Below are 12,752 nucleotides of genomic sequence, written 5' to 3'. Positions count from 1 at the left end.
CAAATATATCTTTTATTATTACAGAGATAATTGTATTTTCGCTCACTGAAAAAATTTAGATAACACAAAATGGCAGTTTTACAAAAGATTAGAGAAAAGTCTGGATTACTTGTTGGAGTAATCGGATTTAGTTTATTTGCCTTTATTATTGGAGGTTTATTTAACGGAGGCATTTCATTAGGTTCTAGAAATGTAGGTTCTGTTGACGGAGTAGATATTCCAACTCAAAGTTTCCAAATGAAAGTGCAAATGGCACAACAAAATGGTCAATCTCAAGGTTCACAAGCTTACAACACGGTTTGGAGCAATGAAGTTAGAAGTATTTTGTTAGGAACTGAATTCGAAAAAACGGGTCTTAGAATGGGTAAAGATCAATTAATTAGTGTAATTAAAAACCACCCAAACTTTGGTCAAAATCCTCAATTCTTAAATGAAGCTGGTCAATTCGACATGGCTAAATTAAATACATTTATCGCTCAAATGAAAGAAGCTGGTGCAGAACAATGGAATGCATGGAAAACTTTCGAAGCAGATTTAGAAAAATTTGCAAAAGAGCAAATGTATTACACTTTAATCAAATCATCTGTAATCACTACAAACATGGAAGCAAAATTTGCTTACATGAAAGATAATGACAAAGCTACTTTTGATTTTGTTGGAGTAACTTATGCTTCTATCAATGACGACCAAGTAAAAATTACTGATGCAGAAATCGATGCTTATGTAAAGAAATACCCAGGTCAATTTAAATCACAAAATTCAAGAGACGTTGAATACGTTTTCATTCAAAACAAAGCTTCTAAAGAAGACGAAACAGCTTCTAAAACAATTATCGAAGATTTCTTAAAACCTTCAGTAGTTTTCAATAAAGAAACTGGTAAAAATGATACAATTCAAGGATTCAAAAGCGCAAAAAACGTTGTTGAATATGTAAATGCTAATTCAGATGTAGCTTACGATTCAACTTACTATGCTAAAGCTGAATTACCTGCTGAATTTGCAGAACAACTTTATAATTTACCTGCTGGAGAAGTTTTTGGACCATACTTATTCAACAACCATTACTGCATTTCTAAATTAGTAAACAAAAAAGAAGTTACAGAATCTGTTGACGCTTCTCATATTTTAATTGCTTATAAAGATGCATCAAACGCAGCTCCAACAGTAGTTTTAACTAAAGAAGAAGCTAAAGCTAAAGCAGATGATTTATTGAAACAATTACAAGCTAATCCAGAAAATTTTGCTGCATTAGCAACTGCTAACACAGACGATCCAGGTTCTAAAGATAAAGGTGGAAAATACGAAGGTGTGAAACAAGGACAAATGGTTCCAGCTTTTGACGCATACATTTTCAACAATCCAATTGGAAAATTAGGAATCGTTGAAACTGATTTTGGTTTCCACGTTTTAAAAGTAGATAACAAAACAAACAAAGAAGCTGTTCAATTAGCTACAATCGCTAAAACAATTGAAGCTTCAGAAGCAACTTCTAATGCTTTATACGCACAAGCAACAAAATTTGAAGAAGGTGCAGCAACTAAAGAATTCTCTGTATTAGCAACCGAATTAGGTTTAATTGCTCAACCTGTTGCAAAAATTGGAGCTTTCGATGACCAATTACCAGGTGTTGGAACTAATTCAGATGCTATTTCTTGGGCTTATAGAAAAAGTACTGACGTTGGAGACATTAAACGTTTTGATACTCCAGAAGGATATTTAATCATCAAATTAGTTTCAGTTAACGAAACAGGTTTAATGACAGCAACTGAAGCTAAAGGAATGGTTGAACCAATTCTTAAGAAACAGAAAAAAGCTGAATTGATTCGTAAACAAATGACTGGTTCTACTTTAGAAGAAGTTGCTAAAAATGCAAAAACAGCCGTAGCTGTTGCAACAGACTTAAGCGGTTCAAATAGTACAATTCCTAATTTTGGTCAAGAGCCAGAAGTTGTTGGTAGAGCAGTTACTTTAAAAGCTAACGAAGTTTCTAAACTTATTGACGGTAACAACGGAGTTTATATCATTAAAGGAAAATCTGTAGCAAAAGCACCAGAATTACCAAACTACAATATGTTTAAATCTCGTGTTACGACTAACAATAGAAACTCAGTTCAAAATTCAGTTTACACAGCTTTATATAACAAAGCTGAAATTGAAGACAACAGAGCTAAAATTTTATTACAATAGTAGAATCACATCCATATAAAAGTCCGTTTTCGAACGGACTTTTTTTGTTTTATATCAATTCTAAAATATGTATTTTTGCTAACTCATAAAAAGACAAATAATACCAAATTATATGAAAGCATACGTATTTCCTGGTCAAGGAGCTCAATTCGTTGGAATGGGTAAAGACCTTTACGAAACATCTGAAGTAGCAAAAGAAATGTTTGACAAAGCAAACGAAATTTTAGGTTTTAATATCACTGAAATCATGTTCAACGGAACAGACGAAGAATTAAAACAAACTAAAGTTACACAACCAGCCGTTTTCTTACATTCTGTAATTGCAGCAAAAGTATCTGAAAACTTCACACCAGATATGGTAGCAGGTCACTCATTAGGAGAATTTTCTGCATTAGTTGCTAACGGAGTTTTATCTTTTGAAGATGCTTTAAGATTGGTTTCGCAACGTGCCTTAGCTATGCAAAAAGCTTGTGAAATCACACCTTCTACAATGGCAGCGGTTTTAAACTTAGATGATAAAGTGGTGGAAGATATTTGCGCTTCTATCGATGGAGTTGTAGTAGCTGCAAACTACAATTGCCCTGGTCAATTAGTAATTTCTGGAGAAACAAAAGCAGTAGAATTAGCTTGCGAAAAAATGAAAGAAGCTGGTGCTAAACGTGCGTTGATTTTACCTGTTGGAGGTGCATTCCATTCTCCAATGATGGAACCAGCTCGTGAAGAATTAGCCGCAGCCATTGAGGCAACAACCTTCTCTACTCCTACTTGTCCAGTTTACCAAAACGTAACGGCAAGTGCTGTTTCTGACCCAGCTGAAATCAAAGCAAACTTGATTACGCAATTAACAGCTCCTGTAAAATGGACGCAATCTGTACAACAAATGATTGCAGATGGTGCAACTTCATTTACTGAATTTGGACCAGGAAAAGTTTTAATGGGATTAATCAACAAGATTGATAAAACGGTTGAAACGATTAAAGGATAATCATATCAAAAGCGACATTCAGAAATGAAGTCGCTTTTTTTATATCTTCGTATTATAACATTTCATCATGAAACTATCAGAAAAAGCTCTAGAAATATATAATCAAATTAAAGATGAGCAAACCAAATTAGGCGATTTACGTAAAATGGCAAGTGCTATTAAAAAAGACCATGAGTTAGCATTAGAACTTTGGAATACGCAAAATTATTTTGCACAACAATTAGCTATCTTAATCATGGATAAAAAATTGTTGAACCAAGAAATCATTAATGTTCTTTGTAATGATATTGAAAAACATTCAAAAGTAGAAAAACTAAATTTAATGGATTGGTTAATGGCAAATCAATTAATGAAAGATAAAAAAACAATCGCCTTAATTGAATCTTGGTTAGACAGTACCTCATCGCTTCAACGCAGAACGTTTTGGTATTATCAAGGTCGTTTGCGATGGGTTGGACAAACTCCGCCTCCAAATTCGGAAGAGTTACTTTCTTTGATAGAAAATCGAATCGAAAAAGAAATAGAAGAAGTACAATGGGCAATGAATTTCACAGCGGCTCAGATTGGAATTTTCCAAGAAGAATATCGAAATCGATGCATCACTTTAGGCGAGAAAACAGGTTTATATAAAGACGAAGTTGCTCCTAAAAATTGTACACCCAATTATTTACCTAATTACATTTCAATTCAAGTTGAGAAAATAAAAAAGCAATAAATTTGTCTTCATCATTGCAATCATTAATTATATTATATGAATCTAAAAATTATCTTACTTTTTCTTCTTTTAGGAATAAAGAGTTACTCTCAAGACCATCTATTTCCGAAAGAAACTTTTAGTCAGTATAAAATAGATATAAAATCATCTTATAGCAATAACAACATAAACCTTGAAGTAAACAACATATTAAAATCTCCATTGCGTTTGGTGGTATATACAGATAATGAAGCCTTAAACAAAAAATATAAATTGTATGATACCATAACAATTAGCACTTCAGAAATAGTGAATAAAAAATATTACGTTCCGAGTAAAAAAGCATTTACGTATTATTACAATACCTATTTAGGAAACCCCGAACAAACCATCAATAAAAATAAAATAGCACTACCCTTTCTAAAAGGTAAATCATATAGAATCATCCAAGGTTATAACGGAACCTATTCACACAACAACGATTATAACAGATATGCGATAGATTTTGATTTAAAAGTAAACGATACCATCTGTAGTGCCGATGATGGTGTGGTAGTTGGTGTAATTAAAGATTACAAACATGGCGGGAGTTCACAACTTTGGAGAGAAAATGACCGCAGCAATTTTATTACCATTTATCATCCACATAGTGGCATTTACACGCAATATGTTCACTTGGTTTACGACGGTAGTTTTGTTAAGATAGGTGATGAAGTTAAAAAAGGACAACCAATTGCTTTATCAGGAATGACCGGTTTCACAGACATTTCTCATCTGCATTTTAATGTATTGATTCCGAAAAAAGGCGGTACATTTGTTTCAACTCCAATTACTTTTGAAAACGATATGGATGGTGAAGATTTAAAAAGAGGAGACAAGATTAAACATTAAAGTTTTTTATCTTTAAATAAAAATCACATGCGTTATTTATATTTTTTAATCTTTATCACGCTTTTTGGATGTTCTAAAAAAGAAGTAAAACCCGACCTTGATTATGTAAGAATTGAAATGTTTCCAGCGATGCAATTTTCACCCGCAACTCTTGAAATAGACCTAATAAAAAAGACGTTCATTTTTTCAGGTTTACAACAAATTAGTTCAATAGATGCTGAATGTAATGATTATTATGAAAAAACAGAAAAGCCTTTAGACTTTGTTTACATTGATTTAAATGAAGAAGAAATAAATAAAATAGAAACTGTTTTAAATAACAAATTCTTTAATGATGTAAAACAGATTAATGAATTAGTTATTAAAAATAAAACAATAGAACAATTTGATGGTATCTATTTTGAATTTGACATCCTAAAAAATAACCAAACGTATTCTACAGAAGATTTATTAATTTTGAATGAATCCGAAGAGAAAAAAGTATTTGAACTCTTAAAAATTTTAAAAGAGCATCAAAATTCAGAGGTAAACAATAAATACATAGAAAAAATTTCATTCTATCTAGAATAAAACAAAACATGATTCCAAAACTAAGAACCGTAAACGTCATGCGTTACATCAGTCCGTTAAGAGAAGGAGGTTCGCTTCCTGCGTTGGCTGAAGCTTGTGACGACTTTAAATATGTAATTAAATTCCGAGGTGCGGGTCACGGAACCAAAGCCCTAATTTCTGAACTTTTAGGTGGCTTAATCGCTAAACATTTAGGCTTACCTGTTCCTGAGATTGTTTTTGTAGAATTAGATAAAGCTTTCGGACAAACCGAAGCTGATGAAGAAATTCAAGATTTACTTAAATTCAGTCAAGGCTTAAATTTAGGTTTGCATTATCTTTCAGGCGCTATCACTTATGATGTAGCTACAAATACATGCGATCCGTTATTAGCATCGAAAATTGTTTGGTTAGATAGTTTTATCACCAACGTTGACCGTACTTTTAGAAACACCAATTTATTAATTTGGCATAAAGAATTGTGGTTAATCGATCACGGAGCAGCTTTTTATTTCCATCATTCTTGGGATAATTGGGAAAAAACTTCGGTTACACCATTCGTCATGATTAAAGACCACGCCTTAATCAAACAAGCAAGTGAATTAGAAACCGTTCATAGAGAATTTACCGAAAAACTAAACGACGCTTTCTTTAGAGAATTAGTGAATACGATTCCTGATGCCTTTTTAGATTGGGAAGGCGGACCATCGAATGAAGAAATTCGTGAAGTCTATTTTAAATTTATGTCGAACCGATTGGCTCATGCCGATATCTTTTTAAAAGCCGCGCAAGATGCAAGATAAAGTAGTTTATGAATATGCTGTAATTCGTGTGGTTCCAAAAATTGAACGCGAAGAGTTTGTGAATATCGGCTTGATTTTATTCAGTAAACGCAAACGTTTCATAAAGTTTGATTACATCATTCACGAAGAAAAAATCAAGGGCTTTTGTAACGATTTCGATATCGAACAATTGGAACAAAACCTGCAATCGTTTGCTAAGATTTGTTCGGGTGCAAAAGACGGAGGACCAATTGCCATGCTGGAAGCAGATGAAAAATTCCGCTGGATTACAGCTATCAAAAGCTCAAGTATTCAATCGTCTCGACCACACCCGGGCTTTTCTGATGATTTAGAAAAAACGTTTGCTCGTTTGTATGAAGAGTTGGTGAAGTAATTTTAGATATAAGAATCAAGATATAAGAATTGAGATATTAGAAGATTTGTCACTCTGAATTTGTTTAACTTCGTTCAGTCGCAAGCTTCGAGTCAGGGTCGCATACTAAACTAATGATATACAGAATTTTACAATTAAAAATTCATAGATTTTCTTGTGAGATGCTGAAACAAGTTCAGCATGACATAAAAATAAATAAATGAAATTAAAAAGTTTGTCACCCTGAACTTGTTTCAGGGTTGCATACTAAACTGATGAGATGCTGAATAATGCTCAACATAATAACATCTAACCTCTAATATCTTACACCTAAAACCTAACATCTAAAAATAAAAAACTATATTTGCTCCTATACAAGGAATCAAGTGAAATTCTTGAACTGTCGCGCAACTGTGAAGATTAAAAATCTAAGTCAGGTCGTTGTATAAAATTTATTCATCAAAAGCTTTCGCGATTGGAGCTAGGGATTGACTTGTTTTTTTCACTTCACTCCTTGCCTTCTGTTGCGATTTTATTTTTTAAAATCATGACATTCGAACAACAAATCCAACACAAAATTGATTTCAAAACAAAACCACTTGGCGCTTTAGGTTTCTTAGAACAATTAGCTTTTAAAATTGCCAACGTACAACAAACATTAACTCCCGAATTAAAATTTCCAACACACGTAATTTTCGCTGCCGACCACGGTTTAGCAAAAGATGGTGTTAGTGCATATCCGCCAGAAGTTACTTTTCAAATGGTAATGAATTTCTTACAAGGTGGTGCTGCAATTAACGTATTTTGTAAACAAAATAACATCGCAATGAAGATTGTTGATGCAGGTGTGAATTTTGATTTTGAAGATCATCCAGAATTAATAAAAGCTAAAGCTGGTTACGGAACTAAAAGTGCGTTAACTGAAAAAGCAATGACTACAGAGCAATTAGATTTTTGTTTTGCAGAAGCTGATAAAATTGTAAACCTTGCTTTTGAAAAAGGTTCAAATATTATTGGTTTTGGCGAAATGGGAATTGGTAATACCTCATCTGCTTCGTTAATCATGGCATCATTTTTACAAGAACCTATTGAAAATTGTGTAGGTCGTGGAACCGGAATGAACGATGAGCAATTACAACACAAAATCAACATCTTAAAACAAGTGATGGAATTTCACGGAAACATTACCAATCCGAAAGAAATTATGCAAACGTTTGGTGGTTTTGAAGTAGCTCAAATGTGCGGCGGAATGTTAGCTGCTTACAAACGTAACATGCTAATTATGATTGACGGATTTATTGCTACAGCTGCTTTTGCAATTGCTCAAGCTTTAGAACCAAACATCATTAACAATGCTATTTTCTGTCATGTTTCTGACGAAAGCGGACACAAAAAATTCTTAGATTCGTTAAATCAAAAAGCAATATTAGATTTAAATTTACGCGTGGGCGAAGGAACCGGTTGCGCCCTTGCCTTCCCTATCATTCAAAGCGCAGTTAACTTTTTAAACGAAATGGCAAGTTTTGAATCTGCCGGAGTTTCGAACAAATAAAATGATAAAAAAAGAACTTACGTATTTTCTTACGGCATTGATGTTTTTCACCCGAATTCCAATACCATTTAAATTGGATTATTCGGATGAAATCATGAATCAATCCCAAAAATATTATCCGGTTATCGGTTGGATTGTTGGCGGAATCAACGCATTAGCTTTTTTTCTATTACAATTCGTTTTACCCATAAACATCAGTTTAATTGTAACGATGATTATTAGCGTTTTGCTAACTGGAGCTTTTCACGAAGACGGATTTACCGATGTTTGCGATAGTTTTGGTGGTGGATACGGAAAAGAAAAAATCTTAACCATCATGAAGGACAGTCGAATTGGTGCTTACGGAGTCATTGGAATTGTGCTTTTATTACTTTTAAAATATACCGCAATGGATTATTTAGCACAGATTTCTGTTCCGTTTATTTGTGCAGTTTTAGTCGTTGCGCATAGTACTAGTCGATTTTATTCTGGCGTGATGATTCACACGCATCAATACGTTACCGATATCGATAAAAGTAAATCGAAACCATTAGCAAATAAAGCACTTCCAAAACGTACATTGCTTGTTGGATTGTTGTTTACTTTACTACCGTTTCTTTTATTAGGAAATGTTTGGTATTTACTGATTTTACCTTTCGCTTATTTAGGAAATGTATATTTAGGATGGTATTTTAATAAGCATATTGGTGGATATACCGGCGATTGTTTAGGAACCGTGCAGCAAGTAACTGAAGTTTTGATTTATTTAGGTTGTATTATTTTATGGAAGTTTTTGTAAGCAGACATACTCGTGTTTCTGTTCCATCTGAAATTTGTTACGGGCAAACCGATGTTGCTTTACGCGATACATTTCAGGAAGAAATTAACCGATTCAAACATCGTATTCCAACTGATTTAGATATTGTTTTTAGTAGTCCGTTACAACGTTGTGTACAAGTTGCAGAAACATTTTCGGAAGAAATTATTACTGATAATTGTTTACTAGAAATGGATTTCGGGTTGTGGGAAATGAAAGCTTGGAACGATATTCAGCAAATAGAAATTCAACCTTGGTACGATGATTTTGTGTTCACCAAAACACCAAATGGCGAAAACTTTGAAATGCTTTTTTTACGTTTAAAATCATTTTTAGATGAGTTACGAACCAAAGATTATCAAAAAGTTTTGATTGTCACTCATGCCGGAATCATCAGAGCTATTTGGTCGTATTTATTGGAAATACCTTTACAAAATGCTTTTAAAGTTCCGGTTGGTTTTGAAGAAGTTCTTCATTTTCATTTAGGAAAAACTTCTGATAACGATTTTATTATGGAGAAGAAATAATTTTAAATATAAAACCCCGTTTCATTTATTTGAACGGGGTTATTTTATCACTGAACTAATATTTCAAAACAACTTCAGCATTATTAATCTGAACATCATTATAATTAAATCCATTACCATCAATTCTAATGCTTGTCAGTCTTCCAAAATCATCAAATTTTCTCGTATATTTTAAAAAAGATATATATGTATGTGGTTTTTTCTCTTCATTAAATGAATTAGTTACAGTTAAAATATTATTTTTAGACTTTAACCCAATCTTATCTTTTATTAGTACAGAAAACACATTTAAAACTTTAAACAAAGGTGTTTCGTAAACTAAATCACCATTTTCAATAAATTTTTCACTATCATAAGTATACTCCGATATTAATTCTTCATAGAACAAATCCTTCTTCACTTTAGTAATATTTCCATTAGAATGAGTAAACTCAATTTTTGAAGTATTTTCGAAAGGTCGATTATCTTGACTATAAAAACTTTTTATTTCTTTCAATAAATTATTGTCATAAGTAAAAGTCAAAGAATCTCTATCTATTCTATTCTTTGTTTGACCTACAAAAATTGTTTCAAAAGTTATTTTTTGCACTTTATCTTCTAAAAGATGAATATTAATTTTACCTTTCACATCTATATAACTAGAAAAATTATGTCTAATTAAATCCAATGTAATTAGATTATCACCGTAAATTACACTATAATCCTGTCCTGAAATCATTTTAGTGACTCTATTTAAATTATCATATTCAAAAGTTTGACCATCTAGACTATAAATTCCAGTTTCAGGAAAATCAATACTTTTTAAATTATAATTAATTTCAGGCTCTTGTTTAAATGGTTCTGTTTCATCTTCTTTCTCACAGGATGATAACATTACAAGAATAGTCGACAAAGCAGTCAAACACACAATAAATTTCTTTTTCATCATTAATATTTTCTTTAAAAATACGCAAATGAAATATAACAAACAAAAAAACATTAAATAATTACATTTTAAATTAACAACAAAATTTACTAAATGTATATTTTTAAGTTAATTAATTAAACCTTTCTTGTTTAAACACTTAAATTAATATGGTTTTTAGAATTGAATTTTATTGTGAGACGTCAAAACAAGTTCAACATGACAAAAAGATAACTTCAAAATACTAGTTTCTCAATTCTAATATCTCAATACTAAAATCTAACATCAAAAAAAATCCCATCTTAAAAAAGACAGGATTTTGATATTTATTGTACGAAATTTAAAACCGTTGAAGTGATAAATGCAATTTGTTCATCGTCTAATTCGGTATGCATTGGTAATGCAATTACTTCTTTGCATAATTTGTTAGTTACAGCAAAATCAGCATCGTTATAACGAGTATCAGCATACGCTTTTTGAACGTGTAACGGAATTGGATAATAAATCGCACACGGAATTCCGTTTTCTTGTAAATGTGCTAATAAAGTATCGCGCTTTCCGTTTGTAATTCGCATGACATATTGGTGGAACACGTGGTCGTCTCCTTCAAAATCAAAAGCTGGAGTTACGATATGCACGTTAGTTGCAAACGCATCGTTATACGCTTTAGCTGCTTTTCTACGCGCTTGTCCGTAAGCATCTAAAAGTGGTAATTTTGCATTTAAAACAACTGCCTGAATGCTATCTAAACGAGAATTCACACCAACAACATCGTGGTGGTAACGCTCATACATTCCGTGATTTACAATTCCACGAATTACGTGAGCCAATGCATCGTCATTTGTAAAAATAGCACCACCATCTCCATAACATCCTAAGTTTTTAGATGGAAAAAAAGAAGTTGCTCCTACATGCCCAATTGTTCCAACTTTTTGTTTAGAACCGTCTTTCCATGTATAATTTGCTCCAATAGCTTGTGCGTTATCTTCTATCACAAATAAATTATGCTCTTTGGCAATTTCCATAATCGCATCCATATTAGCTGCACGACCAAATAAATGAACCGGAACAATTGCTTTTGTTTTAGGCGTAATTGCTTTTTTAATTGCTTCGATAGAAATGTTCATGTTATCTTCATCAACATCCACCAAAACCGGGGTAATTCCTAACAAAGCAACTACTTCAACTGTTGCAGCAAAAGTAAAATCGGCAGTGATAACTTCATCTCCAGGTTTTAAACCTAATCCCATCATGGCAATTTGTAACGCATCGGTTCCGTTTGCACAAGGGATTACGTGTTTAGCACCTAAATAATTTTCTAAATTCTTTTGGAATTCGTGAACTTTAGGTCCATTTATATAAGCAGTAGTATCTAAAACTTCTTGAATACCTGCGTTGATTTCTTCTTTTATATGTTCATATTGACCTTTTAAGTCAACCATTTGTAGTTTTTTCATATCGAAAATTTTGAAATACAAAGATAATTAAATTCGTTTTTAGAAGATGAGAATTTCTAATAAAACAATTTGTATTTATTGAAGATACTCTTTTAATCTTAATAACGCTTTTGGATACATTTCATTGAAATAATCTATATAATCTGAAGTTGTATCTAACTCAACAGTTACAATTGTTTGTTCTCCGTTGGTTTTATAAGAATACATTTCAAGTCCGCCACTCCACGATTCAACGATTGGACCTGAAGTAATTTCTTCTCCATTTTGCAAAAATCCGTAATGGCGAATTGTAACCAATTCATTCGGAATAAATTCTAAAACTTCAGATATCATTCCAGCTTTATTTCCATCTTTATCTGTTCCTACAAAATAAATTTTTGCATCTTTTTTCCATTCGCCTTCATAAGTCGATGTGGGATTAAAAACTGAACACCAATTGTTGTACGTTTCTTTTTTTGAGAGCCCTAACATAGCATCAAAAACTTGAGCAATTGGAGCATTAATTTCAATCGAAAAATTTAATCTAATCATCATTCTAAATTTTATTAAACTCCAAACTGACGTAAATGATGGTCTAAATGTTTATAAAACATCGTATTCCATTCTTCGGCAGTCATTAATCCAAACGAAAAATTTTCTTTCCCTTCAAAATAAGTTGCGCCTAATTGTTGTGTTTTTTCAATATTTGCAATTAATAAAGCCTTTTCGTTTTCAAAATCACGTGCGTTCGAAATAACAAAACTAGGAGAAGTTCGTTCATTTTGCTTATAAGCTTCAGGACTTACCACCATTTTCTTCACATACTTTTTAAGAACAAATTTCATGATAAAACTAGGTTTCTTAAAATTTTCTGGCGTAAACGTGTACGCATACGGAACGTTACAATGCGCAAACATTTGTGCAACATCCATTGTTCCCCACAAACGTTGTGTAATTGGATTTAACTGATTAATTCTAGCAACAATTTCGTTGGTTATTTCTTTATCAAAAGTATTCTTTATCATAATATTTTTTTTCAAATATACATTTTTGTTTAAATCTAAAATCAAATCGTA

The 12,752-nt window shown here is 32.2% G+C and carries 14 protein-coding genes and 1 riboswitch; of the genes, 10 read left to right on the top strand and 4 right to left on the bottom strand.

Annotation, left to right across the window (positions count from 1 at the left end; genetic code table 11):
* Positions 1-69: 69 nt before the first annotated feature.
* The 10 genes from HW119_RS08855 (at position 70) to cobC (ending at position 9,336) form a co-directional block, all read left to right on the top strand.
* Positions 70-2,187, top strand: a complete 2,118-nt coding sequence (locus HW119_RS08855; protein ID WP_177763506.1) for a peptidylprolyl isomerase — start codon at positions 70-72, stop codon at positions 2,185-2,187.
* Between the two features lie 112 nt (positions 2,188-2,299).
* A complete protein-coding gene (gene fabD / locus HW119_RS08850; protein ID WP_177763503.1) occupies positions 2,300-3,172 on the top strand; it encodes an ACP S-malonyltransferase in 873 nt (290 codons plus the stop codon).
* 67 nt (positions 3,173-3,239) lie between these two features.
* The gene (locus HW119_RS08845; protein ID WP_177763500.1) at positions 3,240-3,887 is read left to right on the top strand and encodes a DNA alkylation repair protein; all 648 of its coding nucleotides are present in this window, start codon (positions 3,240-3,242) and stop codon (positions 3,885-3,887) included.
* 36 nt (positions 3,888-3,923) lie between these two features.
* Positions 3,924-4,757, top strand: a complete 834-nt coding sequence (locus tag HW119_RS08840) for a M23 family metallopeptidase (protein ID WP_177763497.1) — start codon at positions 3,924-3,926, stop codon at positions 4,755-4,757.
* A 27-nt stretch (positions 4,758-4,784) separates the two neighbouring features.
* The gene (locus HW119_RS08835) at positions 4,785-5,327 is read left to right on the top strand and encodes a hypothetical protein (RefSeq protein WP_177763494.1); all 543 of its coding nucleotides are present in this window, start codon (positions 4,785-4,787) and stop codon (positions 5,325-5,327) included.
* Positions 5,328-5,335: 8 nt separating this feature from the next.
* Positions 5,336-6,109 (top strand): HipA family kinase, encoded by a 774-nt coding sequence (locus tag HW119_RS08830; RefSeq protein ID WP_177763491.1) that lies wholly within the window; start codon positions 5,336-5,338, stop codon positions 6,107-6,109.
* Entirely contained in the window at positions 6,099-6,482 is a 384-nt protein-coding gene (locus tag HW119_RS08825) for a DUF3037 domain-containing protein (protein WP_177763488.1), read from the top strand. The genes HW119_RS08830 and HW119_RS08825 overlap by 11 nt, the downstream gene beginning before the upstream one ends.
* Before the next feature lie 329 nt (positions 6,483-6,811).
* Positions 6,812-6,954: riboswitch (adenosylcobalamin (AdoCbl) riboswitch) on the top strand.
* 54 nt (positions 6,955-7,008) lie between these two features.
* Positions 7,009-8,013 carry a nicotinate-nucleotide--dimethylbenzimidazole phosphoribosyltransferase gene (gene cobT / locus HW119_RS08820; protein WP_177763485.1) on the top strand — a complete coding sequence of 335 codons (1,005 nt, stop codon included), beginning with the start codon at positions 7,009-7,011 and terminating at the stop codon, positions 8,011-8,013.
* 1 nt (position 8,014) lies between these two features.
* Positions 8,015-8,791, top strand: coding sequence for an adenosylcobinamide-GDP ribazoletransferase (locus HW119_RS08815; protein WP_177763482.1), 777 nt, complete (start codon positions 8,015-8,017; stop codon positions 8,789-8,791).
* On the top strand, positions 8,776-9,336 hold the full coding sequence (cobC, locus tag HW119_RS08810; protein WP_177763479.1) for an alpha-ribazole phosphatase family protein: 561 nt from the start codon (positions 8,776-8,778) through the stop codon (positions 9,334-9,336). Before HW119_RS08815 ends, cobC begins: the two co-directional genes overlap by 16 nt.
* 55 nt (positions 9,337-9,391) lie before the next feature.
* Here cobC and HW119_RS08805 read toward each other — a convergent pair whose 3' ends face one another.
* The 4 genes from HW119_RS08805 to HW119_RS08790 form a co-directional block, all read right to left on the bottom strand.
* The gene (locus HW119_RS08805; protein WP_177763476.1) at positions 9,392-10,264 is read right to left on the bottom strand and encodes a hypothetical protein; all 873 of its coding nucleotides are present in this window, start codon (positions 10,262-10,264) and stop codon (positions 9,392-9,394) included.
* Positions 10,265-10,566: 302 nt separating this feature from the next.
* Positions 10,567-11,697: a DegT/DnrJ/EryC1/StrS family aminotransferase gene (locus HW119_RS08800; RefSeq protein WP_177763473.1), complete on the bottom strand. Its 1,131-nt coding sequence runs from the start codon at positions 11,695-11,697 to the stop codon at positions 10,567-10,569.
* Between the two features lie 75 nt (positions 11,698-11,772).
* On the bottom strand, positions 11,773-12,231 hold the full coding sequence (locus tag HW119_RS08795; RefSeq protein ID WP_255497845.1) for an SRPBCC family protein: 459 nt from the start codon (positions 12,229-12,231) through the stop codon (positions 11,773-11,775).
* 11 nt (positions 12,232-12,242) lie between these two features.
* On the bottom strand, positions 12,243-12,701 hold the full coding sequence (locus HW119_RS08790) for a DUF1569 domain-containing protein (RefSeq protein ID WP_317171480.1): 459 nt from the start codon (positions 12,699-12,701) through the stop codon (positions 12,243-12,245).
* Between the last annotated feature and the right edge of the window lie 51 nt (positions 12,702-12,752).

This window comes from Flavobacterium sp. I3-2 (assembly GCF_013389595.1).
In the GTDB taxonomy this organism is placed as follows: domain Bacteria; phylum Bacteroidota; class Bacteroidia; order Flavobacteriales; family Flavobacteriaceae; genus Flavobacterium.
The sequence above is the reverse complement of the archived record's forward strand: the minus strand, read 5'-3'. Positions and strand labels throughout refer to the sequence as shown.